Source organism: Variovorax sp. 01N429 (assembly GCF_056399425.1).
The window spans coordinates 1-24,255 of the sequence record NZ_JBFTRG010000008.1; the positions used below are offsets into that span (position 1 = coordinate 1).

Annotated in this window: 25 protein-coding genes; 4 read left to right on the forward strand and 21 right to left on the reverse strand. The window is 64.6% G+C overall.

The window, feature by feature from the left end; all coding sequences use genetic code 11:
* The 14 genes from AC1DSF_RS15585 to flgB form a co-directional block, all read right to left on the reverse strand.
* The coding region (locus AC1DSF_RS15585; protein ID WP_478183088.1) for a methyl-accepting chemotaxis protein at positions 1-941 on the reverse strand (941 nt) is incomplete at its 3' end.
* A gap of 30 nt (positions 942-971) precedes the next feature.
* Complete coding sequence (locus AC1DSF_RS15590; RefSeq protein WP_478128979.1) at positions 972-1,463, reverse strand: chemotaxis protein CheW; 492 nt, start codon at positions 1,461-1,463, stop codon at positions 972-974.
* A gap of 46 nt (positions 1,464-1,509) precedes the next feature.
* Positions 1,510-3,075, reverse strand: a complete 1,566-nt coding sequence (locus tag AC1DSF_RS15595; RefSeq protein ID WP_478183089.1) for a methyl-accepting chemotaxis protein — start codon at positions 3,073-3,075, stop codon at positions 1,510-1,512.
* Positions 3,076-3,224: 149 nt separating this feature from the next.
* Entirely contained in the window at positions 3,225-4,925 is a 1,701-nt protein-coding gene (locus AC1DSF_RS15600; RefSeq protein WP_478183090.1) for a methyl-accepting chemotaxis protein, read from the reverse strand.
* Between the two features lie 45 nt (positions 4,926-4,970).
* On the reverse strand, positions 4,971-5,492 hold the full coding sequence (locus tag AC1DSF_RS15605; RefSeq protein WP_478183091.1) for a chemotaxis protein CheW: 522 nt from the start codon (positions 5,490-5,492) through the stop codon (positions 4,971-4,973).
* Positions 5,493-5,503: 11 nt separating this feature from the next.
* Entirely contained in the window at positions 5,504-6,496 is a 993-nt protein-coding gene (flgJ, locus tag AC1DSF_RS15610; protein ID WP_478183092.1) for a flagellar assembly peptidoglycan hydrolase FlgJ, read from the reverse strand.
* 8 nt (positions 6,497-6,504) lie between these two features.
* Positions 6,505-7,620: a flagellar basal body P-ring protein FlgI gene (locus tag AC1DSF_RS15615; RefSeq protein WP_478183093.1), complete on the reverse strand. Its 1,116-nt coding sequence runs from the start codon at positions 7,618-7,620 to the stop codon at positions 6,505-6,507.
* 2 nt (positions 7,621-7,622) lie between these two features.
* The gene (locus AC1DSF_RS15620; protein WP_478127099.1) at positions 7,623-8,291 is read right to left on the reverse strand and encodes a flagellar basal body L-ring protein FlgH; all 669 of its coding nucleotides are present in this window, start codon (positions 8,289-8,291) and stop codon (positions 7,623-7,625) included.
* A gap of 101 nt (positions 8,292-8,392) precedes the next feature.
* Positions 8,393-9,175 (reverse strand): flagellar basal-body rod protein FlgG, encoded by a 783-nt coding sequence (gene flgG / locus AC1DSF_RS15625; RefSeq protein WP_478127100.1) that lies wholly within the window; start codon positions 9,173-9,175, stop codon positions 8,393-8,395.
* Between the two features lie 8 nt (positions 9,176-9,183).
* Positions 9,184-9,927 carry a flagellar basal body rod protein FlgF gene (locus AC1DSF_RS15630; protein WP_478127101.1) on the reverse strand — a complete coding sequence of 248 codons (744 nt, stop codon included), beginning with the start codon at positions 9,925-9,927 and terminating at the stop codon, positions 9,184-9,186.
* Positions 9,928-9,940: 13 nt separating this feature from the next.
* Positions 9,941-11,161 (reverse strand): flagellar hook protein FlgE, encoded by a 1,221-nt coding sequence (gene flgE / locus AC1DSF_RS15635; protein WP_478183094.1) that lies wholly within the window; start codon positions 11,159-11,161, stop codon positions 9,941-9,943.
* A gap of 66 nt (positions 11,162-11,227) precedes the next feature.
* Positions 11,228-11,914, reverse strand: coding sequence for a flagellar hook assembly protein FlgD (locus tag AC1DSF_RS15640; protein ID WP_478127103.1), 687 nt, complete (start codon positions 11,912-11,914; stop codon positions 11,228-11,230).
* A gap of 30 nt (positions 11,915-11,944) precedes the next feature.
* On the reverse strand, positions 11,945-12,340 hold the full coding sequence (flgC, locus tag AC1DSF_RS15645) for a flagellar basal body rod protein FlgC (RefSeq protein ID WP_478127360.1): 396 nt from the start codon (positions 12,338-12,340) through the stop codon (positions 11,945-11,947).
* A 36-nt stretch (positions 12,341-12,376) separates the two neighbouring features.
* Positions 12,377-12,784: a flagellar basal body rod protein FlgB gene (gene flgB, locus AC1DSF_RS15650; protein WP_478183095.1), complete on the reverse strand. Its 408-nt coding sequence runs from the start codon at positions 12,782-12,784 to the stop codon at positions 12,377-12,379.
* A gap of 173 nt (positions 12,785-12,957) precedes the next feature.
* Here flgB and flgA point away from each other — a divergent pair, with 173 nt between their 5' ends.
* From flgA to AC1DSF_RS15665, 3 genes are all read left to right on the forward strand, one after another.
* Positions 12,958-13,677 carry a flagellar basal body P-ring formation chaperone FlgA gene (gene flgA / locus AC1DSF_RS15655; RefSeq protein WP_478183096.1) on the forward strand — a complete coding sequence of 240 codons (720 nt, stop codon included), beginning with the start codon at positions 12,958-12,960 and terminating at the stop codon, positions 13,675-13,677.
* Between the two features lie 83 nt (positions 13,678-13,760).
* Complete coding sequence (gene flgM / locus AC1DSF_RS15660; protein ID WP_478127106.1) at positions 13,761-14,051, forward strand: flagellar biosynthesis anti-sigma factor FlgM; 291 nt, start codon at positions 13,761-13,763, stop codon at positions 14,049-14,051.
* 5 nt (positions 14,052-14,056) lie between these two features.
* Positions 14,057-14,503, forward strand: a complete 447-nt coding sequence (locus AC1DSF_RS15665; RefSeq protein ID WP_478183097.1) for a flagella synthesis protein FlgN — start codon at positions 14,057-14,059, stop codon at positions 14,501-14,503.
* Between the two features lie 33 nt (positions 14,504-14,536).
* On the opposite strand, the gene AC1DSF_RS15670 is transcribed toward AC1DSF_RS15665, so the two are convergent.
* The 3 genes from AC1DSF_RS15670 to AC1DSF_RS15680 all read right to left on the reverse strand — a co-directional run bounded on the left by AC1DSF_RS15670 (position 14,537) and on the right by AC1DSF_RS15680 (position 18,523).
* Positions 14,537-15,670, reverse strand: a complete 1,134-nt coding sequence (locus AC1DSF_RS15670) for a zinc-binding dehydrogenase (RefSeq protein ID WP_478183098.1) — start codon at positions 15,668-15,670, stop codon at positions 14,537-14,539.
* Positions 15,671-15,719: 49 nt separating this feature from the next.
* Complete coding sequence (gene yjjJ / locus AC1DSF_RS15675; RefSeq protein ID WP_478183099.1) at positions 15,720-17,099, reverse strand: type II toxin-antitoxin system HipA family toxin YjjJ; 1,380 nt, start codon at positions 17,097-17,099, stop codon at positions 15,720-15,722.
* A 110-nt stretch (positions 17,100-17,209) separates the two neighbouring features.
* A complete protein-coding gene (locus tag AC1DSF_RS15680; RefSeq protein WP_478127110.1) occupies positions 17,210-18,523 on the reverse strand; it encodes a hemolysin family protein in 1,314 nt (437 codons plus the stop codon).
* A 23-nt stretch (positions 18,524-18,546) separates the two neighbouring features.
* Here AC1DSF_RS15680 and AC1DSF_RS15685 point away from each other — a divergent pair, with 23 nt between their 5' ends.
* A complete protein-coding gene (locus AC1DSF_RS15685) occupies positions 18,547-19,389 on the forward strand; it encodes a symmetrical bis(5'-nucleosyl)-tetraphosphatase (protein WP_478127111.1) in 843 nt (280 codons plus the stop codon).
* A gap of 119 nt (positions 19,390-19,508) precedes the next feature.
* On the opposite strand, the gene AC1DSF_RS15690 is transcribed toward AC1DSF_RS15685, so the two are convergent.
* The 4 genes from AC1DSF_RS15690 to guaD form a co-directional block, all read right to left on the reverse strand.
* Positions 19,509-20,972: a DEAD/DEAH box helicase gene (locus tag AC1DSF_RS15690; protein ID WP_478127112.1), complete on the reverse strand. Its 1,464-nt coding sequence runs from the start codon at positions 20,970-20,972 to the stop codon at positions 19,509-19,511.
* A 170-nt stretch (positions 20,973-21,142) separates the two neighbouring features.
* On the reverse strand, positions 21,143-22,024 hold the full coding sequence (ypfJ, locus tag AC1DSF_RS15695; protein WP_478127113.1) for a KPN_02809 family neutral zinc metallopeptidase: 882 nt from the start codon (positions 22,022-22,024) through the stop codon (positions 21,143-21,145).
* Positions 22,025-22,200: 176 nt separating this feature from the next.
* Positions 22,201-22,767, reverse strand: coding sequence for a dCTP deaminase (dcd, locus tag AC1DSF_RS15700; protein ID WP_478127114.1), 567 nt, complete (start codon positions 22,765-22,767; stop codon positions 22,201-22,203).
* Between the two features lie 70 nt (positions 22,768-22,837).
* Complete coding sequence (guaD, locus tag AC1DSF_RS15705) at positions 22,838-24,127, reverse strand: guanine deaminase (RefSeq protein ID WP_478127361.1); 1,290 nt, start codon at positions 24,125-24,127, stop codon at positions 22,838-22,840.
* Positions 24,128-24,255 lie beyond the last annotated feature (128 nt).

Below are 24,255 nucleotides of genomic sequence, written 5' to 3' on the forward strand. Positions count from 1 at the left end.
TTGACGGTCGATGTGAGCTCTTCCATCGAAGCGGCGGTCTGCTCCAGCGAGCTCGCCTGCTCTTCGGTGCGCGAGGACAAGTCCTGGTTGCCCGTGGCGATCTGGCTCGATGCCGTGGCGATGGTGTCCGTGCCCGTACGCACTTCGCCCACCACCTTTGCCAGGCTGTCGTTCATGTTCTTGAGCGCCCGCATCAACTGGCCGGCCTCGTCCCGGCTGTGGACTTCGATGCGCGAGGTCAGGTCACCCGCTGCGACAGTCTCCGCCACCTTGACCGCCGCGGCCAGAGGACGAACGATGCTGCGCGAGATGAGGAACGCGAAAGCCGCACCGATCAACACCGAGAGGACCGTCAGGATCGCCCTCAGTTCGAAGGCGCGCTCGTTGGCCGCGTCGATGGCCTGGCTCATGTCGTTGATCGCCTTGCGCTCCATCGAGAGGAGATCGAGCACGCTGCTTTCATAGGCCTTCGCAGCAGGCAGGAAGGATTGCTTGAAGACCCGCTCCGTTTCCGCGACGTCGCCGCTGGCCTTCGTTTTTCCGACGAGGTCCTTGGCGGTCTGATATTTGGCGCGGAGCTCGACGATGGTCTTGTACAGCTTCTTTTCCTCGTCGACGACCAGGAGAGCCTCGACCTTGCTCATCGTCTCGCTCCCCTTCTTGACGCTGTCGGAGATGACTTCGGCAAAAGTGACTGGAAGCGTGTCGTCGGTGGTCTTCGCGATCATCGACGTGCGCGCGATGGCCGAGTAGGTAAGCACATACCAGTCGGAGATGAGCCGCTCCTTGGCAAGCGGGCTCTCCATCATGTGCCGCGTCGCCGCGGCAGTGTTCCGGGCACTGTTCAGTGCAAACACGGATGAGAGAATCGTCAAGCCCAGCACCACGGCAAAGCCGATGGCCAGACGCGTTCCGATGCGTATGTTGGATAGAAAATTCATGATGGGGCCCGCGGTGTGGGTTTGCTTGAATCAGGCTGTGGCCGCGGCTTCGACCAGGCCCATTTCGTCGCTGGACATCAGGCGGTCGATGTCCACCAGGATCAGCATCCGCTCGTCCAGCGTGCCCAGTCCGATCAGGTAGTCCGTGTCCAGCACCGAGCCCATCGCGGGCGCCGGCTTGATCTGCTCGGCCGCCAGCGTGATCACGTCGGAGACGCTGTCCACCACCATCCCCACCACGCGTCCCGCGATGTTCAGCACGATCACCACCGTGAACTGGTCGTAGCTCGGCGTGCCCAGCGCAAACTTGATGCGCATGTCGATGATCGGAACGATGATCCCGCGCAGGTTCACCACGCCCTTGATGTACTCCGGAGCGTTGGCAATGCGCGTGACCGCGTCGTAGCCTCGCAGCTCCTGCACCTTCTGGATGTCGATGCCGTATTCCTCGTGCCCGAGGGTGAAAGAGAGAAACTCCAGCGGCTTGCCGGCGTTTGCGGCATCTGTGGTCTTGGTCAACATCTTGTTTGCTCCATGCTTGATTGGGTGAATCTGTGGCGCTTCGCGATCACGCGAGCGCCGGTCGGGCTGATTCGAAACTGAAGACGCCCACCACTTGCGAGAGGCTTCCAGCCTGCTCCTGCAGTGATTGCGCTGCCGCGGATGCTTCTTCCACGAGTGCGGCGTTCTGCTGCGTCACCTGGTCCATCTGCGCGATCGCCTGATTGATCTGCTCGATGCCCGACGTTTGCTCCTGGCTGGCCGCAGTGATCTCGCCCATGATGTCCGTCACGCGCTTGACGCTCTCGACGATCTCCTCCATGGTCTTGCCGGCTTCGCCCACCAGCGCGCTGCCCGCATCGACCTTGCCCACCGAGTCATCGATGAGGCCCTTGATTTCCTTCGCCGCCGCTGCCGAGCGCTGTGCAAGGCTTCGCACTTCAGAGGCCACCACGGCAAAGCCGCGGCCCTGCTCGCCGGCGCGGGCGGCTTCCACCGCTGCGTTCAGTGCAAGGATGTTGGTCTGGAACGCGATGCCGTCGATCACTCCGATGATGTCCACGATCTTCCTGGACGATGCATTGATCGAAGCCATGGTGTCCACCACCTGGCTGACCACACTGCCGCCCTTGACCGCGACTGCCGAGGCGGACACTGCGAGTTGATTCGCCTGCCGCGCGTTGTCCGCGTTCTGCTTGACTGTCGAAGTCAGCTCTTCCATAGAAGCCGCTGTCTCTTCCAGCGAGCTCGCCTGCTCTTCGGTGCGCGAGGACAAGTCCTGGTTGCCCGTGGCGATCTGGCCCGAGGCCGTCGCGATGGTGTCCGTACCCGTACGTACTTCACCCACAACTCTTGCCAGGCTGTCGTTCATGTTTTTCAGCGCCTGCATCAACTGGCCGGTTTCGTCGCGGCTTGCCACCTCGATGCGGCTGCCCAGATTGCCTGCCGCCACGGTCTCCGCCACTTGCACGGCCTTTCCGAGCGGACGCACGATGCCCACCGTCAGCCACCAGCTGGCAAGCGCACCCACCAGCAGGGCAATGGCCGACAGCGCCATGAGCCAGAGGCGGCCGGTTTGGTGATCCTTTCCGATGCCCTGGGCGGCTGCATCGATCTGCTCGCGCTCGTGGGCAGCGAGATTGGCGACCGCCTTCTCGTAGGCGACCAGCCCGCCCGCGAATTCCTTGTCGGCAAACGCATTGGCGCCTTCCCAGTCATTGCCCGCCTTGAGCTTGTTGAGCGTCGCGAGCAGCTCGAGCACGACACGGCGCGCCTCGGCGACTTCGCCATAGCGCTTCTTTTCTTCCGGCGAAGTCATCACTTCTTCGATCCGCTTCTGCAGCGGGTTGGTGAGCGCCTGGCCCGCGGCGAGCTCCTTCTTGAAGTACGCCTCGGTGGTGCTGTCCATCGACTTGACCATCGCTGACGTCCGCACGATGTTGGCCGCGAGCAGCGACGACCATTGGGCGACCAGGCGCTCCTTGGCCAGCGGCCCCTCGACCATCTGCTCCACTGCATCGCCCACGTTGCCCAGGCGGATCATGCCGGTCGCGGAGATGCCCGCCATCAGCACCAGCATCGCGGCGAAGCCGGCGCCCAGACGCGTGCCAATCTTCATATCCTTGAAACTCATCGCACTTTCCTTGGTGAATTCGAATCGACAGAGACGGCGCGCCGAGGCGCCTTGGAGCGTTGACGTACCTTCTCTATCTATCGGCAGTCAGCAGCAAAAGTTGAGGCCCGAATGCTCCTCGCGATGAGGTTTCGCTGAAGGCCTCCGTTTCAGAACTCGGTCCAGTCGCCTGCGCTGGCCGTCGCTGCTTCAGGCGCCTTCGCACCCTGCTTGGGGCCAGGCCGCTGACTCGGAAGCTTGGGTGGAGGCAAGGAACGACCGGGTGATGCGTGACGGGCGTGCGCCAACGTGGGCGCGAGATCCGCCGAGTCGTCCTCCAGCTTGAACATGCCCACGACCTCCGAGAGACCGCCGGCCTGCTCCTGCAGCGACTGGGTGGCGGCCGATGCTTCTTCCACGAGTGCGGCGTTCTGCTGCGTCACCTGGTCCATCTGCGTGATCGCCTGATTGATCTGCTCGATGCCCGACGTTTGCTCCTGGCTGGCCGAAGTGATCTCGCCCATGATGTCCGTCACCCGCTTGACGCTCTCGACGATCTCTTCCATGGTCTTGCCCGCTTCGCCCACCAGCGCGCTGCCCGCATCGACCTTGCCCACCGAGTCATCGATGAGGCCCTTGATTTCCTTGGCCGCCGCTGCCGAGCGCTGTGCAAGGCTTCGCACTTCAGAGGCCACCACGGCAAAGCCGCGGCCCTGCTCGCCGGCGCGCGCGGCTTCCACCGCCGCGTTCAGTGCAAGGATGTTGGTCTGGAACGCGATGCCGTCGATGACGCCAATGATGTCCACGATCTTCCTGGACGATGCATTGATCGAAGCCATCGTGTCCACCACCTGGCTGACCACGCTGCCGCCCTTGACCGCGACTGCCGAGGCCGACACTGCGAGTTGGTTCGCCTGCCGCGCGTTGTCAGCGTTCTGCTTCACCGTGGAGGTCAGCTCTTCCATCGAAGCCGCCGTCTCTTCCAGCGAACTCGCCTGCTCTTCAGTGCGCGATGAGAGATCGTGATTGCCCGCCGCGATCTCCTGCGAAGCCACGAGGATCGAATCCGTCGATGCGCGAATGCGGCCCACCACGTCGGTGAGCTTGTCTTCCATTTCACCCATTCCGCGCAACAGACGTCCGAAGTCGCCGCCGCGATCGGAATCGAAGTCCTTGCTGAGGTCGCCCGCGGCAACGGTTTCTGCAATCAGCAGCGCCTCGCCGATCGGCTCGACGATGCTGCGCGTCAACAGCCATGCCAACACGGCACCGACCGCCAGCGCGAGCGCTGCGAGGACGACCAACTGGATCCGGCCCGAACGGTAAAGCCCTTCGATAGCGTCTGCCGATTTGTCGATCTGCTCCTTCTGATAGGTAAGCATCGCGCGGATGCTTCCGTCATAGCTGTCGAGTGCAGCCAGCAGCTTGTCGCCGCTGAGCCGGTCGGCTTCGTCGCGCTTGCCTTCGGACTTGAGCTTGAGAATCGTGTTGCGAAGCTCGACGTATTCGCCCCGGTTCTTCTTGATGTCCGCGCTCAGCGCGAGCTCTTCAGGCGATGCAAGAACACTCTCGAGCCGCTTCTGCGCCTCCGAGATCGCCGCACTGGTCTTGGTGATGTTCTTCTGCAGGTAATCCTGCACTTCGGCATCGTTGCTCTTGAGCAGCGAGAAGGTGCGCACGCTGTTCGTGCTCGTGAGCAGGAGCCAGTTTGCCGCCAGGCGTTCTTTCTCGAGCGACTTCCGCGCCATCTCGTGGGTCGCGTCGCCAAGGCTCTGCAATCGCATCACACCGACGACGGCGATCGCGGCAGCCAATGCCAGCACCAGCGCGAATCCGCTTCCGAGGCGCGTCCCGATCTTCCAATCCTTCATTCCGGTCTCCCATGGTTTCGTTATGGATTTCAGGGTTTCAGGGCCTCAGGCGGCCATCTTCTCGATCAGTCCCATGTCTTCGCTGGACATCAGGCGGTCGATGTCCACCAGGATCAGCATCCGCTCGTCCAGCGTGCCCAGGCCGATCAGGTAGTCCGTGTCCAGCACCGAGCCCATCGCGGGTGCCGGCTTGATCTGCTCGGCCGCCAGCGTGATCACGTCGGAGACGCTGTCCACCACCATGCCCACCACGCGGCCTCCGATGTTCAGCACGATCACCACCGTGAACTGGTCATAACTCGGCGTGCCCAGCGCAAACTTGATGCGCATGTCGATGATCGGAACGATGATCCCGCGCAGGTTCACCACGCCCTTGATGTACTCCGGAGCGTTGGCAATGCGCGTGACCGCGTCGTAGCCTCGAAGCTCCTGCACCTTCTGGATGTCGATGCCGTATTCCTCGTCGCCCAGCGTGAAGGTGACCACCTCCAGGCGGCGCGCGCTCGCGAGTGCCGCCGCCGCAGCGGCGCTGCTCGCGTGTTGTTGAATGCTCGTGATCTCTGCCATTTGGATTCCTTTCAACCGAACTTCTGCATGATGCGAACCAGCTTCTGGCCGTATTGCGGATCCGTCGCGTAGCCCGCGCGCTGCAAGCCCTGTGCGGCTTCGGCCGGGTCGTCGGTGGCCAGCACGTTGGCGTAGCGCGGATTGCGCGTCATGAAGCGCGCGTAATCGGTAAATGCCTCGTCATAGGAGCCATAGGCCCTGAACTTCGCGCGCACGCGTTGCGGCTCGCCATCCACGTATTCGGTCGTGGTCGTCTCGACCACGGGGCCCTTCCAGCTGCGGTCGGCCTTGATGCCGAAGAGATTGAAGCTCTGAGTGCCATCGTCGGCACGGATCTCACGCTTGCCCCAGCCGGATTCGAGCGCGGCCTGCGCCAGGATCAGCGGAGCCGGCACGCCGCTCGCGTTGCTCGCCGCCTGTGCAGAGGCGCCCATGCGGTTGACGAATCCGTCGATGTGGCTCTGCAGCGATGCGGTAGCGGCCGAGCTGCTTGCCGAGCGATCGTTGTTGACCTGGTAGGCACTGAGATCCGCACGCGCCGCGGGCGACGGCGAAGATCCCACCGGCACGCCCGCGTCCGGCTTCAGCGGCATCGCGCCGCGAGGTGCCAGGGACATCGGCGCGACGTCGGCGTCCATGTTGGTCGAACCTGACGCGACGCTGCGCTGGAGCTGCGCCAGCATGGCCTCAGCCAGGCCCACGCCGCGTCCCGACAGGTTCTGTGAAAGCTGCTGGTCGAGCATCGACGTGTAGATCTTCTCGTTCTGGCCACCGTCGAGCAGGCCGCTGGATGGCGTCGCCTCGCGCATGCTCTTGAGCACCATGTTCATGAACATGGCCTCGAACTGGCGAGAGACCTGCTTGAGACCCTCTTCCGGCGAGTTGCGGACGGTGCGGCGCAGGGCATCGACGCCCTGCACATCGAGCGCGAAACGCTGGTCGAGTGCGCCGGCACGGCTGCCAGCGTCGCTGCCGGTCCACGAAGTGGCTGCGGGGATCGCCATGTCCGCCCTCAGATGATTTCAAGCTCGGCGCGCAAGGCACCGGCCGATTTCATCGCTTGCAGGATCGAGACCAGGTCCTGCGGATTTGCGCCCAGGGCATTGAGACCCTTGATCACATCCGAGAGGGAAGCACCGCTGCGCACCATCTGCAGCGCACCGCCGGATTGGTTCACCGAGATTTGCGAAACCTGCGCGGCAACCGTGTTGCCGTTGGAGAACGGTCCGGGCTGGCTCACCACCGGCTCGGTGTTGATGACCACCGACAGATTGCCGTGCGCGACTGCACAGTCGTTGACGCGGACGGCCTGGTTCATGACCACCGAGCCCGTGCGCGCGTTGACGACGACGCGTGCCACCGCCTGCGCGGGCGTGAGTTCGACGCCTTCGAGGCGCGCGAGGAAGCTGACCCGCTCCTGGGGCGCCTCCGGGGCACGGACGCGAATCACGCGCGCGTCGACAGCGTCCGCAACGCCTGAACCGAACTGCCGGTTGATCGCCTCGACAGCCTTCTGTGCCGTGCTGAAATCCGAACGCGTGAGTTCGATGGTCAGCATGCCATCGCCGCCGATGGAAGACTCCACCGTGCGCTCGACGGTCGCTCCCGACGGAATGCGTCCGGAGCTCAACTGGTTGATCTGCACCTTGCTGCCGTTGGCCGACGCACCCGCGCCACCGACGACCATGTTCCCTTGCGCGATGGCATACACCGAACCGTCCACACCCTTGAGTGGTGTCATCAGCAAGGTGCCGCCGCGCAGGCTCTTGGCATTGCCCATGGACGATACGGTCACGTCGATGCTCTGCCCTGGCCGCGCGAACGAAGGCAGCGTAGCAGTCACCATCACCGCCGCCACGTTCTTGAGCTGCATGTTCACGCCTTGCGGGATGGTGATGCCGAGCTGCTGAAGCATGTTGTTCAGGCTCTGCGTCGTGAACGGCGTCTGCATCGTCTGGTCGCCCGTACCGTCGAGGCCCACCATCAGGCCGTAGCCGATCAGCGGGTTGTCGCGGACGCCCTGGAAGGTCGCGAGCTCCTTCAGTCGCTCGGCATGCACGTAGGGGTTGAGGCACAGGGCGCAAAGGGCGCCCAGCGCGGCGGAGAGGATGAAGCGTTTGGTGATCATGATCAGAATGGCGACACATTCAGGAAGATGCGCTGCATCCAGCCCATGTGCTGGGCCTCGTCGATGTAGCCCTTGGCCGTGTATTCGATGCGCGCGTCGGCCACCTGGGTCGACAGCACGGTGTTTTGGCCGGTCACCGTGCGCGGATTCACCACACCCGAGAACCGGATGAATTCGGTCCCCTGGTTGATGCCCATCTGCTTTTCCCCACTCACCAGCAGGTTGCCGTTGGGCAGCACGTCGGTCACTGTCACGGTGATCACGCCGTTGAAAGTGTTCGCGGCATTGGCGCCGCCCTTCGCAGTCAGCGCGTTCGAGCCGGACATCTTCGCGTCCTGCCCATCAAGCAATCCGATCATGAACTTCGGAATCGTCGCAAAGGCCGCACCCACGCTGCCATCGCGGCTCGCGTTGGCCCCCGAGTTCTTGCTCGCATTCACCTTCTCGCTGATCACGATCGTCAGGATGTCCCCGACATACCGCGGCCTGCGGTCCTCGAACAGCGCCACCCCCACGCTCTCATTGAAGATCGCCCCCGTAGACGGCCGCCGCTGCATCGACCCCATCGTGTCCGCCCGAGCCGTCATAGGTTGATGCACCAACGGCTCCCGAGGCAACTGCGCACACCCGGCCGACAACACAACGACGCCCCAAAGAACCCCCGCGCCCATACCAGAGACACCGCGGAACCGGCTCCGCCGGGCCGCCGGTGTCGCCCCCTGCAAGGGGGTAGGCGAAGCGACACGAAGTGCGCGAAGCCTGGGGGTGTGCCTCATAGCTGCGCCAGCCGTTGCAGCATCTGATCCGACGTCTGGATCGCCTTGCTGTTGATCTCGTACCCGCGCTGCGTCGCGATCATGTTCACCAGTTCTTCCACCACGTTGACGTTCGACGCTTCGGTGTAGCCCTGGCTCAGGATGCCCGCGCCATCGACGCCGGGGTTCACCAGGTTGGGCGCGCCGGACGAATCGGATTCGGTATAGAGGTTCTCGCCCGTGCTCTGCAGCCCGGCCGGATTCAGGAAGGTGGCGAGCTGGAGCTGGCCGACCTGCACGGTTGCCGTACTGCCTGCCTGCGTGACCGAGACGATGCCGTCGCGCCCGATCGTCATGCTCGTGGCGTTCTGCGGAATCGTGATGACCGGCTGGATGGTGAAGCCGCTCGCCGTCACGAGCTGGCCGTCCTTGTCCGTCTGGAAAGAGCCATCGCGCGTGTACGAGGTCGTGCCGTCCGGCATCAGCACCTGGAAGAAGCCGGCGCCATTGATGCCGACGTCCTTCGGGTTGTCCGTCTTCGTCAGGTTGCCTTGCGAGTGCATGCGCTCTGTCGCGACCACGCGCACGCCGGTGCCGACTTGCAGGCCCGAAGGCAGGCGCGTCTGATCGGAGGTCTGGCCGCCCACCTGACGCAGGTTCTGGTAGAGCAGGTCCTCGAACACCGCGCGGCTCTTCTTGAAGCCGGTGGTCGCCACGTTGGCAAGGTTGTTCGACACCACGTCGAGTTGCGTCTGCTGGGCTTCAAGGCCGGTCTTGGCGACGTAAAGGGAACGGATCATTGGATTTCTCAGTTGTAGGCAAGCAGCTTGTTGGCTGACTGCGCGTTGGTGTCGGCGGACTGGATCGACTTCATCTGCATCTCGAAGCTGCGTCCGTTGGCGATCATTGCGACCATGGCTTCGACCGGGTTGACGTTGCTGCCTTCCACCGCACCCGCGGTGACCGTGACGGCGGGATCGGCGTCGGCGGGCGGCAGCCCGGGGCGCATCCGAAAGAGGCCGTCGTCACCGCGAACCAGATCGGCCGTCTGCGGGTTGACCAGCTTCAGGCGGCCGACTTCGGACACGCCGGTGATCGGATCGCCGGGGCCGCGCGCGGCGATGGCGCCGTCCGCTGCGATCGTGACAGTGGAACCGGGAGGAATCACGAGCGCGCCGCCGTCGCCGACGACCGGGCGCGAGCCCATCGTCATCACCTGGCCGTCCGGACCCACCTGCAGGTTGCCGACGCGCGTATAGGCCTCGCCGCCATCCGGCGTCTGGACCACGAGCCAGCCGTCGCCCTTGACCGCGACATCGAGCTCGCGCCCGGTCTCTGTGATCGGGCCGTGCGAGAAGTCGGCGCCCGCCGTGGTCGCCGCCACGAAGGCACGCGTCTGCGCTTCCTCCCCAACGACCGGCACCGCACGGAAGGCATTCACCTGCGCGCGAAACCCGGGTGTCGAGACGTTCGCCATGTTGTTGGCGACCGAGGCCTGCTGTTCCATGGCCTGCTTGGCGCCGCTCATGGCGACGTACAACATTCGATCCACGGCTGCTCCTGCTTCAGCGCATGTTGATCAAGGTCTGCATGACCTGATCCTGCGTCTTCACGGTCTGGGCGTTGGCCTGGTAGTTGCGCTGCGCCACGATGAGGTTGACCAGCTCCGAAGTCAGGTCGACGTTGGATGACTCCAGTGCGCCGGATTCGAGCGAACCGAGCTTGGTGCCCTCGCCCGGCGTGCCGGTCAGCGCCTGGCCCGAAGCCTGCGTCTCGGCATACATGTTCTGGCCCTTGGGTTCCAGGCCGTTGGGATTGGCAAAAGACGAGAGCACCACCTGGCCCAGCAACTTGCTCTGCTCGTTGGAGAACTTGCCGGTGATCGTGCCGTCGGAATTGATCGAGAACGACGTCAGCTCGCCGGAGGTGTAGCCGTCCTGGTTGAGCTTGCTCATCGCGTTGGTGGAGCCGAACTGCGTCGTGCCGCTGAGGTCGACCGTCATGTTCAGCGCCGCCGAGCCGTTCGGGAAGTTCGCGGTCGGCAGCGTGATCTTGCCGCCCGCGGGTGCCGTGAGATTGCCGTTGGTGTCGAAGGTCAGCGAACCGCCGGCGAGCTTGGCGCCGCCGTTGAGCGCAGCGCCGTCGAGGGTCCCATAGGTGTCCCACGTGCCGGCGCCCGTCTTCACGAAGTAGACCGCGAGGTCGTGCGGATTGCCCAGCGAGTCGTACACCGGACCGATCGCATTGGAATAGTTGAAGGTCGCCGAATCATTGGCGTCGAAAGGCGTCTTCGTCGGGGCAGTGCTGCGCGAATCGAGATTGAACTCGGCGTCCACGCCCGTGGTGGCGTTCGGCGTCATGGCGGCGGTCGGGATCTGGATGGCCGACGGCGTGCCGCCGTTGATGCCGCCGCTGGCGTTGACGCCGAAGCCCGTCAGGCGCAGGCCGGATGCGTTGACGATGAAGCCGTCCTTGTCCTTGGTGAACTGGCCGTTGCGCGAATACATGACCTCGCCGCTGGCGCTGGACATGCGAAAGAAGCCATCGCCGTTAAGGATCGCGACATCCAGCGGACGGCTACTGGTCTGCGTCACGCCTTGCGTGAAGTTCTGCACCACACCAGCCACCGACGCGCCGAGGCCGACGCGCGAACCGGCATAGACGTCCTGGAAAGTGGCGGCAGCGGACTTGAAGCCCACCGTGCCCGAGTTCGCGATGTTGTTGCCGATGACGTCGAGGTTGGCGGCGGAAACGCTCAGGCCGCTGATGCCTTGGGAGAAACTCATGATGAATCCTTGTTTGATGCAGAAGGAAAACGGAAGACGGGAGACGGAAGGCGTGCCTGCCTTGCGTCAGAGGAACATGCGCACGTCGGAGAGATTGATGGTCTGGCCCGATGCGAGCTCGAGCGTCGGGCCACTCGCGCTCTGCTTGACGGCGGCCACCTGCGCGAAGGTGAGCGCAGTGGCGTCCACAGCCGTGCCGCCATTGGTTGCGGCCACCGTGAACTTGTAGCTGCCGGCCGCCACGGCGTTGCCCTGGTCGTCCTTGCCGTCCCATGTCACGGCGTTGACGCCCTCGGTCATGGAGCCGGCTTCGATGGTGCGCACGGTCTTTCCGCTCGCATCGACGATCTTGATCTGCACGTCGGCCGCGGTGCCTGGCAACTGCACTGCAAAGGCCTGCACAGCCGGGTCCTTGCCGTCTTCCGGCGCCGTGGTGGTCAGTGAGTCGCCCGGCGACAGCACGTGATAGCCGATGAGAGACGCAGCCTGCAGCACCTGGTTGGAGCCCGTCTGGTTCACCAGACCCGACAGCGTGTTGTTGAGCTTCTCGATGCCGCTCACGGTGCTCATCTGTGCGAGCTGCGAGGTGAGCTCCGCGTTCTCCATCGGATTGAGCGGGTCCTGGTTGTTGAGCTGCGTGACCAGCAGCTTGAGAAAGCGCTGCTCGGTGTCGTTGTTCGAGACACTGGCGGTGCTCGCTGCGGCACTGGCTGCGTTCAGCCCGCTGATGGAAGACGTGTCTGCGATGGCCATGGATGCTTTCCTTGCTTTCCGTGAGTGGTTTTATTGGCCGATGGTCAGCGTCTTGACCATCAGCGTCTTGGCTGTGTTGAGCACTTCGACGTTCGCCTGGTAGCTGCGCGACGCTGAAATCATGTTGGTCATTTCTTCGACGACGTTCACGTTCGGCATCGCCACATAGCCTTCGCCGTTGGCATGCGGGTTCTTCGGATCGAAGACCATCTTTGCGGGCGACTGGTCCTCCACGACGCCCGAGACCTGCACGCCACCGATGTCCTGCTGACCCGAGGGCGCGACTTCGAAGAAGACCTGCTTGGCACGGTAGGGTTCGCCGTCGGGGCCCGCCACGCTTTCCGCATTGGCAAGATTGCTCGCAGTGACGTTCATGCGCTGCGACTGCGCAGTCATGGCGGAACCCGCCACGCTGAAGATGTTCATGGAACCGCTGGAGATTGGCATCGCGTGTTCCCTCGCTTACTGCTGCACCGCGGAGAGCAGCGTCTTGATCTTGGCGCCGATCACGGTGAGGTTCGATTCATAGCGCAGCGCGTTGTCCGCGAAGTTAATGCGCTCGACGTCCATGTCGACCGTGTTGCCGTCGATGCTCGATTGCGTCGGCACGCGATAAAGCAAGTCCTGGTCGGGCATCGACTTCGCTTCGCCCGCGAGATGGCGTGACGATGTCGTGGCCAGCGCAAACGATTGCGACTGGCGCCCTTGCTCCACGGCCTGCGACAGACGGCTGCTGAAATCGAAATCGCGGGCCTTGTAGTTAGGCGTGTCCGAGTGGGCGATGTTGGCCGCCAGCACTTCCTGGCGCTCCGCCCGGAGATTGAGTGCCTCGCGGTTGAAGCGAAGCGCCGCATCCAGCTTGTCGATCATTCTTTCCATCCTTGGTGGCGTCGCGTCCGCACTGGGCATGGCGACAGATGGAAAGCGAGTCTATGGACGCGCCGTTTTTGCAATGGGTCGAACAAAGGGGGTTTTCAGCGGCACTTCGCCACTTCGGCATCGGGGGTGTCTTCCTAGAATTGCCCGGCAACTCCTCGATCACCATGCAACAACGCAAGACCCGGAACCGCCTGCTGCGCCTCATGCTGCCGGCATGGATGGCCTGCATGGGCACGGCCTCTCTCGCGGCCGCGGCCGCGCCCGCGCCCGTGCCCGAAGCGGCACGCGCAGCCATCGACAAGCTTCTGCAGGCGCAGACGGCCGGCCTGCCAGGCAAGGCGACGGTCTCCATCAACTCGACGGGGTCTGCACCGCTTCCGCCATGCGATGACTTCGAGGCCTTCATGCCGACCGGCACGACGCCTTGGGGGCGTCTGTCGGTAGGCCTTCGCTGCCGGGGCGACAAGCCCTGGAGCCGCTTCATCTCGGTCAACGTCGCCGTGACAGGCACATACTTCGTCGCCGCACGGGCCATATCGCCTGGCGAGAGCCTCGGCCCCGGAGACGTGATCGAACGCACCGGCGACCTGAGCAGATTGCCGCGCTCGGTCGTCACCGACGTTTCGGCGCTGCGGGGCGTCACCAGCACGCAGCGCATTGCCGCAGGCGCGCCGCTGCGAAAGGAATTGATGCGCGGCGTCGTCGTGATCCAGCAGGGCCAGACCGTGCAACTGGTCGCTCAGGGCCAGGGTTACGCCGTCAGCACCGAAGGCAAGGCGATGACGCGCGCCGAAGCCGGCGCCACGGTGCAGGCCAAAACGCGCGATGGCCGTCTGGTGAGTGGGATCGCCGACGAGGAAGGCCAGATCCGGCTTGCTCAGTAAGCCGCGCTCGCCATTCGATGCGATCGGGCCTAAAGTTCCCGGTCAAGCCGCCGATATATGGGCCAGCCCTTTGAGGAATCATCTTGAAAATCGATCAACCCGCGCCTTCGGCCACGCCTCTTTCCCGCCCCTCCAAGCCGGGCTCTGCCCCAGCGTCCGCCGCCGACGCCGCGAGCCGCTCCAAGGAGGTGGTGCAGGTGTCCGGACAAATCCACGCGCTGCCCAACTCCGCTGGCAGCGATTTCGACGCGGCCCGCGTCGCGGCAATCCGCGAGGACATCCGCGCCGGCCGCTATCAAGTCAACCCCGAGCGGATCGCCAGCGGCCTGCTCGACAGCGTGCGCGACCTGCTCGGCGCCGAGAAGAAGCAATGAACACCATGCTGCTCTACCTGCACGCGGAAAAATCCTGCGTGGAGGAATTCCTGGCCATCCTGTCGCAGGAAGAGGAGGCCATGACGAACCGCCGCTTTGCGGAAGCCGAGCAGATCACCGAACAAAAGATCCAGTTGCTGGAACGCCTCGCCGAGCTCGACCGCCAGCGCGAAGCCGCACAGGCCGCACTCGGCTTCGAACCCGGCCGCGCCGGGGCCGATGCGGCGGCTGCAGCTGGTGGGGAAGCAACCCGGCAGGCTTGGGCGGCATTGCTCGAACTGGCCGAGCAGGCGCGAGTTCACAACCTGCGCAACGGTTCCGTTGTCTACGCGCAGCTCGATTTCACGCAGAAGGCGCTGCACTTCCTGCAGTCGAGCGTGCAGATGTTCTATGGACCGGACGGCGCCCGCAAGACGGCGGCCGGCGGCCGCGCGCGCCTGGCGCTGGGCTGAGCTCTCCCCATCGGGCGCGAAAGCCGCGCCCGGCTACTTGTTCGGATTCAGCAGGTATTTCTCGCCGGTTGCGTGCTTCGAATAGACGGCAATCTCATCCAGCCGCAGCGCCTCGACCAGCGAGACTTCTTTGGTGTAGCGGCTCGCAAAAGTCGTCTTGAGCTCCTTCGCCACCCGCGCCTTCAGCTTCTGCTGCCCTTCGGGGCCGATTTTCTGAAGGAAGGGGAACAGCAGCCAGCCGCCCATCCCCCAGGTCATGCCGAAATTGCGCACGAACTCCGTCGGCCCGCGATCGAGGCCGCCGTAGATGTAGACCTGCTTGTAGGTGGTCGAGCCATAGCGGCTGTATTCGGTAGCGGTCCTGTTTGCGGCAGCTTCCATGCAGGTCAGGATCTGGCCCGCCAGCTTGCCGCCGCCGATTGCGTCAAAAGCCAGCGTGGCGCCGGTGGCGACCAGCGCCTCCGTCAGATCCTGCATGAAGGTCGGCGATGTGGCGTCGCAGACATACTTGGCGCCCATGCCGCGCAGGAGGTCTTCCTGCTCCTTCTTGCGCACGATGTTCACCAGCCCGATGCCGTCCTGGATGCAGATCCGGTTGAGCATCTGCCCAAGATTGGACGCCGCCGCCGTGTGCACCAGCGCCTTGTGGCCGTCGCGCCGCATCGTCTCGACCATGCCCAGGGCCGTGAGCGGATTGACGAACGAGGACGCCCCTTCGGCAGGCGTCGCGCCGTCGGGAAGCACCATGCACTGCTCAACGGGAATGCAGCGGAATTGCGTGTACATCGCGCCGCCGAGCACCGCGACCGTCTTGCCCATCAGCGCCTGCGCTTCGGGCGAGGCGCCCGCCGCGACCACCACCCCTGCGCCTTCGTTGCCGACCGGCATCGATTGATCCAGGCGAGCGGTCATGCCCTTCATGGCGGCTTCGGGCACCGTGGCGGTGATCACCGGCCGGTCCGGCGTGCCGCCGGCCTTGGCTGTGCGCATGTCCGCCGCGCCGAACAGCAGGCCCAGGTCCGAAGGATTCATGGGTGCTGCTTCGACGCGGACGACCACTTCGTTGGCCGCTGGCTGCGGCAGTGCTTCCTCCGCGAGCGCGAGTTCGAGCACGCCGTCGCGGCGGATCAGCGAACGCAATTGGAGGGTGGTCTTGGGCAGGTGCATGGCGGTGTCCGGTCTGCGAAATGAGGGCGGTCAGTATAGGAGTCAGGGATCAGACGTGCTCGGCCCGATCCTTCAGGTGCCGCGCATTGGCTGCGGCGATTGCCCTGAAGGGATCGCTGATGCGTGCATCCGTAGACGCGCGATGCCAGAAGTCCAGGGCAGCCAGGCACGCGCCCGTCCAGACAGCCCGTTGAGCCGGCAACGGAAGAGGTGCCTCGAAGTTCCGCGGCGGGACCTCCCCGCCCGCGAGTGGCGCATAGAGCATCGGCAGCATGTCGTAGACCGGCGCGAGCGACAGGCAGCCTTGCGGCCGGAAACTGAGGTTGCCAAGATGCATGTCGGCGTTGGCAATCAACCGACCGAACCACCACAGATGCTGGATGCGGATTTCATCATGGGCAGATAGCAGCCCCGCGCCGGCAAGACGGCCCGCGATCCTGGTCCAGTCCATCGCAGCTTCGCCAACCAGCGCAGCGTTGATTGCTTCAAGGCTGCACAGGCGGCTTCTTCCAAACATGCCGATTCGATCGAAGCGCTCCACCTCCAGGAATGTGCGGCCATCGTGCACGAGGATGCGACTTCGCGAGCGCTCGATGCCGGGCAGCGTCCCGGCAGCTTCCAGCGCCAGATGTTCGGCCACCAGCAGATCCGCCCAACGCCGGACCGCCGGCGATCCGTCAGACCCCGAGAACTTGACCAACACATGGGGCGTCGCCTGTCCTTCGAGCGTTCGCAATGCTGGGAACTTCGGGAATTCACCCGCGGCGCTCGAGCCTGGCACCCCTGCCGCAATCGCCTGTTCCGCCAACGCGGCGTAGGCGCGGCCTACGCGCGAGCTGTTCAAGGGCTCGGCCGGCTTGACCTTGTGCTGAAGCCAATTCTCGTAGGCGAGGTCGCCGAGGATGAGGCTGCCACTGGCATCTGAACCTGTACGGCTCAACACGAAGAGGATGTCGTCGTCGGACCACTCGGTCGGATCCGGGGACACCGCAAGCTGGCGATGCTCAGCCCGTGCGAACTGGCGGCCCATGTACCCTTGCGGACGCATGTCGTAGAGGGGATAGGGAAGGCCCTCCCACCACCCGTCGCGCGACGCATCGTCCAGCGGCCAACCGGCCTTGGCGAGATCCAGCAGGGCGCCAGAAGGAGATACCGGGGTCAGCGACGCGATGGATTCGGCCCTGCCCTCGGCATTGACCTCGTACAAGGATAAGTCGGAGGCGTCCCCGCGCAAGGGACGGCGCAATGCATAGCGCGCGCGCCGCGCTTTACCGATGGTTAGGACTCGGTCTCCAAGCTCGCCCAACAGCCGATGCAAGGTCGCGACACTGACACCCACAGCATCAGCCAACTCGGCGGCGCTAGCCATCGGGCGTCTGGCGAGTAGCGCGGTCAGCTGGTCGCGCGCAGCCTGGTTACGAATTCGCATGCTCTTTATGAGAAGATTCCTGAGAAGATTCCTGAGAAGATTATTCCCATCATCTCATAGCGCGATCGACCGATTTTTACTATCTTTTTTGAGAAGATCAGGAGACCAAATCAAGGCGCAAGATCATCCGCGCCCGCATCCGGATAGGCCAGCACCCGGTCGATCCGCTTGCCATCCAGGGCCGCGACTTCGAAGCACCAGCCTGCGCATTCGATGCGCTCGCCGACTTCGGGCAGCTGGCCGGAGACAGACATCAGCAACCCGGCCACGGTGTTGTAGCGGCCGCGATCTTCATCGGGCAGTTCGCGAATACCAAGCCGCGCGCGGAGTTCGGACACCGGCATCAGGCCATCGAGCTCCCACACGCCGTCGGGACGCTCCCGCGCCCAGGCTTCCTCGTGCGTCTGCACCTGCAATTCGCCGGTGATCGCCTCCAACAGGTCGCGCGGCGCCATCAGGCCCTGGACGACGCCGTATTCATCGACCACGAACACCAGCCGCCCGGCGCGCAGACGAAACTGCTCGAGCAGCTCCATGCCCGTCAGTGTTTCAGGCACGAACACGGCCGGCTGCGCCGCCTGTTCGACAGTCCCTTGGTGATCGGGGCCGAGCCGGAGCAGATGGGCGACGCTGATCACGCCGATGACGTCGTCCAGCGAATTTCGGCAGACCGGATACCAGGAATGGACCAGGTCGAGAGCGCCGGCGTCGGAAACCTTCCGAAGGCACTGCGCGATCGTGAAAGAGGCTTCGAGCCATTCGATGTCGGCGCGCGGAACCATCAGCGACGTGAGCCGCCGATCGTCGAGGTGAAACACATTGCGCACCATCTGGTGCTCGTGCATTTCGATCACGCCGGCATCGACGCCTTCTTCGAGACTGGCGGAGATTTCCTCTTCGGTCACTACGCGTGCGGCGTTCGAATCGATGCGCAGCAGCTTGAGGGTTGCGGCCGTGGCGCCCGACAGCAGCAGGACGAAAGGCTTGGCTGCCGTGGCAAGGCCGCGCATGGGGCGCGCCACAAAGCGCGCGACCGGCTCCGGATAGAGCTGTCCGATGCGCTTGGGCACCAGCTCGCCGAAGATGATCGTGAAAAAGGTGATGCAGCTCACGACGACCGCCGTCGACGCGATGCTGGCGCTGCCCCGGCCCATGCCTGCTTTTTCCATCCACTCGGCGAGCGGCGCCGCGAAAGCCGCCTCCCCGACGATGCCGCTCAGCATGCCAATGGACGTGATGCCGATCTGGACACTGGACAGGAACTGCGTCGGATCGGCCATCAGCTTCAGCGCCGCGGCGGCACCTGCGTCGCCCGTCTCTGCCAAGGCCGCGAGGCGTGCGCGGCGACTGGTGGAAAGGGCCATTTCGGACATTGCGAACAGCGCATTGAGCGTGGTCAGCAAAGCCAGTAGGAAAACATCCATGGACGCGGGAGAGAATGGGGACCATGGCACTTTACTTGATCGGCGATGTGCAAGGCTGCGACGAACCGCTGCAGCGCCTGCTCGACCTCATCGCCTTCTCGCCGAGCCGCGACGCTCTGGTGGTGCTCGGCGACCTTGTCAATCGTGGGCCGGACTCCGCCCGCGTGCTTCGGCGAATGCAGCGTTATGGCGCCTCGGCGCGCAGCCTTCTCGGCAACCATGACCTGCACCTGCTCGCCGTTGCCTATGGCGCCCAGAAGGCCGGGCGCAAGGACACCACCGCCGACGTGCTCACGGCGCCTGACCGCGACCTCATGCTCGATTGGCTGCGCCACCAACACATGGCGCTCCATCAGAAGATCGGCGGTGACGACCTGCTGATGGTGCATGCGGGCGTCTTGCCGCAATGGACGGTCGAAGACACCGTTTCGCTGGCGTCCGAACTGGAATCGGTGCTGCGCGGCCCGGCGATCGCCGATTTCCTGCCTGTGATGTACGGCAATGAACCCGACCAGTGGAATGACGCCCTCACCGGCGCCGAACGGCTGCGCGTCATCGTCAATGCGCTGACGCGGATGCGTTTCTGCACTGCCGAGGGTGCAATGGAATTCGAGAGCAAGGATGCGGTCGGCACTGCGCCATGGGGCTACATGCCGTGGTTCGACGTCCCAGCGCGCAAGACGGCGACCGCCACAGTCGCTTTCGGCCACTGGTCGACCTTGGGCTGGTTGTCACGGCCGGACCTGATCTCGACCGACACGGGCTGCGTGTGGGGCGGTTGCCTCAGCGCCGTGCGCTTTGGCGCATCTACGCAAGAACGCGAGCTGATCCAGGTGAAATGCCCCCAAGCCCAAAAACCAGGCTGAGCATAGATCAGCCCCCTTCGAGAAACACCGCGGAACCGGCTTAGCCGGGCCGCTGGTGTTGCCCCCGGCAGGGGGTGGGCGCCCGACACGAAGTAGTGCGGGCAACCTGGGGGCGAGCCCTATTCCGCCGACTTGAAGAGGGCGGGCACCTTGCGCTTGCTCTTGATGTTGCTGGAGAGCCCTCGGGCAGGCGCAGCTTTGGCCGCGGCTTCCCATGCGGGGGCGGCTTCGCGCTCGGCGGGCGCCTCATAGGGCTGCTCGAAGAACGGGTCTCGGGGGGCCGCGGGTGCACGGTGGGGGCGACCGCCTCGAGCCGAACGGGCATCGCCACGGTCGCGGGGGCGGTCCAGCGTGTCAAGCACGTCGCGTGCATCGCCCGCTTCGCCCTCTTCGCGCCAATGGCGGCGGCCATCGTTGATGCGGCCGCGCGGACGGTCTTCCTCGAACTCGATCGGCTCGAGCTCGATCTTCTTCTTGATCAATTTCTCGATGTCGGCGACGAGTCGAACGTCGTTGCCGCCGCTGGCGAAGCTCACCGCCAGGCCTGAGGCTCCGGCGCGACCCGTGCGTCCGATGCGGTGCACATAATCTTCGGCGTTGAACGGAATGTCGAAATTGAACACCGCCGGCACGTCCTTGATGTCGAGTCCGCGCGCAGCGACGTCGGTCGCAACCAGCAGGTCGACCTCGCCGGCCTTGAATGCAGCAAGCGCCTTGAGTCGCTCGTCCTGACTCTTGTCGCCGTGCAGCGCGGTGGTCTTGAGCCCCTCGCGCTCGAGCGAACGCGCGAGCCGCGCGCAGCCCAGCTTGCTGTTGACGAAGACGAAGGCCTGCGTGATGCCGCGCTGGCGCACGATCTGCTTCAGCGCGCGGCGCTTGTCGTCGTCACCCACGCTGTAAAAGCGCTGCTCGACCGTGGAGGCCGTTTCGTTCGGCCGCGCGACCTCGATCGTGACCGGGTTCTGCAGGTAGCTGCCAGCCAACCGCTTGATTTCAGGGGAAAAGGTTGCCGAGAACAGCAGCGTGATGCGCTGCTTGGGCAGATAGGACAGGATGCGCTGCAGGTCGGGCAGGAAACCGATATCGAGCATGCGGTCGGCCTCGTCGAGCACCACGTACTCCACCTGGTTGAGGACCGCGTTCTTGGCCTCGATGTGGTCGAGCAGGCGGCCGGGCGTTGCTACCAGCACTTCGACGCCTTTTTTGAGTTCGAGCGTCTGCGGCTTCATGTCGATGCCGCCGAACACCACTGCACTGCGGAGGTTCGTGTACTTGGCGTACAGCTTGACCTGCTGCGCGACTTGGTCGGCGAGCTCGCGCGTCGGCAGCAGCACCAGGGCGCGCACCGGATGGCGCGCGGGCGAGGTGGAGCTGTTCTCGTGCTTGAGCATCCGCTGCAGCAACGGCAGCGAGAACGCCGCCGTCTTGCCGGTGCCGGTCTGGGCGGCACCCATCACGTCCTGGCCCGACAGGACCACGGGAATGGCCTGCTCCTGGATCGGCGTCATGGTTTCGTAGCCCATTTCGGCTACGGCGCGCGCCAGCGGTTCGGCCAGGGAAAGATTGGAGAAGGAGCTTGTCATGAAGCCGAGCATTCTCTCACCCCCAGGCTCCGCGCACTTTGTGTCGCTTCGCCTACCCCCTGACCGGGGGCAACACCGGCGGCCTGGCGAAGCCAGTTCCGCAGTGTTTCTAGGATTTCGCCGTCCCGCTGCGGGGGGGGGCGAATGAAGGCACACTGGCTGGCGGGTTTTTAGAGGCTTTTTGAGGCGAAGGTGTCGCAGTCTTCCATGTTGCCGCTCTTGAAGCCGGTCATGAACCAGCGTTGGCGCTGGGCGCTGCTGCCGTGGGTGAAGCTGTCGGGGACGACGGCGCGGCCGGCTGAGCGTTGGAGGGCGTCGTCGCCGATTTTCTGGGCGGCGTTCATGGCGGATTCGATGTCGCCCGGATCCAGCCACTGCTTGGACTCCTGGGAATGATGAGCCCAGACGCCGGCGAAACAATCGGCCTGCAGTTCCACACGGACGCTCAGCGCGTTGTTCTGGCCGTGGCTCAAACGGCCGCGCATCTGGTCGACCTTGCCGGTGACGCCGAGTTCGTCCTGCACGTGATGGCCGACTTCGTGCGCAATGACGTAGGCCTGCGCGAAGACGCCGGGCGCGCCGAGTTGGTTTCTCAGCGTGTCGTAGAAGCCGAGGTCGATGTAGACCTTCTGGTCGCCGGGGCAATAAAAAGGACCCATAGCCGACTGGCCGGTGCCGCAGGCGGTCGGCGTGGCGCCGCGGAAGAGCACCAGCTTCGGCGCCGTGTACCTCGCGCCGCGCTGCTGGAAGATGTCACCCCAGACCACTTCGGTGTTTCTGAGCACGGTGGAGACGAAGGCCGCGTCCTTGTCGTTGGCCGGCGGCTTGTGCGCCGGGCCCTGCTGCTGCACCTGGGGCGCCGGCTCGCCGCCGCTCAGGAGCCCGAGCACCGTCAGCGGGTTGATGCCGAAGATCCAGCCGGCGATCAACGCGACGGCCACCGTTCCGATACCGATCCCGCGCCCGCCGATCGGCAGGCCAAAGCCCCCGCCGCCGCCATCATCGCGGCGGTCTTCGACGTTGTCGGATTGTTCGTTGCCTTCCCATCTCATGACGCACTCCTTGCCGCTGCCGCAGCGGTCGCAAGATGGTACGCGTTCACCGCGGCACCACGTCTCCGACATTGATGGCGAGATGCTGCCGGTCGCGGGCAGCCGGCAAAGGCCGCTCCGGCCCCGAGATGCTGTAGGACCGGGCCCGAGGTGGCCCACAGGTTTCGGGAAGCCACTCAGGCCTTGGGCAAGGTCACGCCGCGCTGGCCCTGGTACTTGCCGCCCCGGTCCTTGTAGCTCGTCTCGCAGACTTCGTCGCTTTCGAAGAACAGGACCTGCGCGCACCCTTCGCCAGCGTAGATCTTGGCCGGCAGCGGCGTGGTGTTGCTGAATTCGAGGGTGACGTAGCCTTCCCATTCGGGCTCGAAGGGCGTCACGTTGACGATGATGCCGCAGCGGGCGTAGGTGCTCTTGCCCAGGCAGATGGTCAGCACGTTGCGCGGGATGCGGAAATACTCGACCGTGCGCGCGAGTGCGAAGCTGTTGGGCGGAATGATGCAGCTGTCGCCGTGAAAGTCGACGAAGCTCTTCTCGTCGAAGTTCTTCGGGTCGACGACCGTGCTGTGGATGTTGGTGAAGACCTTGAACTCGGGGGCGCAGCGGATGTCGTAGCCGTAGCTCGAGGTGCCGTAGCTGATGATCTTGTGACCATCGCGCTCGCGGATCTGGCCGGGCTCGAAGGGCTCGATCATCCCGTTCTTCTCGGCCATGCGCCGGATCCACTTGTCGCTCTTGATGCTCATGTCGGGGGTCCTTCCTAGGGGCCGCTATTCTAGGCAGCGGCGGCCCTCCGTCCCCCTGCCCTCCGCTGCCTCAGTCGGCGAGAGCTTGCGAGACCACGGTCCGCTCGATCAGCCGGTCGTCGCCCAGCACGATGAGGGCAAACAGCATCTCCTCGAGCGTGTTCGCCAGTGCCGTCTTGCGCGCCAGCAGCGGCGTCGCCGTCGGGTTGATCACCACGAAGTCGGCCTCGCAGCCAGGCTGCAGATTGCCCACCACGCCTTCCAGCCCGAGCGCTCGCGCTGCCCCTGCCGTGTGTCGCCACCAGAGCTGCGAGGGCGGAATGCTGACGCCGGGCTTGGTCTGGCCCTCGCGGCCCGCGTAGTAGGCAGCCAACATGGTGGCGAAAGGGCTGAAGCTGGTGCCGCCGCCGACATCGCTTGCCAGGCCATACGGATAGCCAATGCGATCTGCGCCTTCGAAGTCGAAAAAACCGCTGCCCAGGAAGAGATTGCTCGTCGGGCTGACGGCTGTCGCGGTACGGGTTTCGCGCATCAGGCGGCGATCGTCGTCGTCGAAGTGGATGCAATGCGCGTACACGGCGCGCTCGCGCATCAGGCCGAAGCCGGCATACACATCGAGGTACGAACGGGCATGCGGAAAGAGCTCCCGAGCCCATTTCACCTCGTCCTTGTTTTCCGCGACGTGCGAGTGAATCCAGGTGTCGGGGTATTTGGCCGCCAACTCGCCGGCGCCGCGCAACTGGGCGTCGGTGCTGGTGGGCGCAAAGCGCGGCGTGATGGCATAGCCGAGCCGGTCGACGTTGTGCCACCGGCGAATGAGCGCCTCGGAATCGATCAGGCTCTGCTCGGTCTGGTCACGTACACCGTCAGGCGAATGGCGGTCCTGCAGCACCTTCCCCGTGATCATGCGGAGTTTGCGTCGCCGGGAGGCCTCGAAGAAGGCGTCCACGGATGCGGGGTGGGAGGTGGCGAAGGTCAGCGAGGTCGTCACCCCATTGCGCATCAGTTCGTCCAGGAATACCTCGGCGACTTCGCCGGCATGAACCGGGTCGGAAAAGCGGCCTTCGGCCGGAAAGGTGTAGTTCTCGAGCCAGGGCAGCAGCCCGTCGGCAGGCGCGCCGATGATGTCGGTCTGCGGAAAATGGACATGCATATCGATAAACCCCGGCGCAAGGATGCGCCCGGGCCAATGCGTGACAGGCACTTGCGGATACCGCTGCGCGAGTGCGGCGTAGGCACCGGCGTCCTGCACGCGCTGCCGTCCATTGGCATCGGGGCCGACGACCAGGAGGCCGTCTTCGTCGAAGACCGGCTGGCCGGCGGGATCGAATCGCAAAAGGGAGGCACGGTACGCTTGCATGGGCACGGAGGGTAAGTCAGCAATGCGGGTACGCGATGTGCATGCGCGTATGGGCGCTATACGGCGGCAATACTGCAGCTTTCCGGCCGATGGTAAGCGCGGCACCGGCGCGAGGCTCGACCATAATT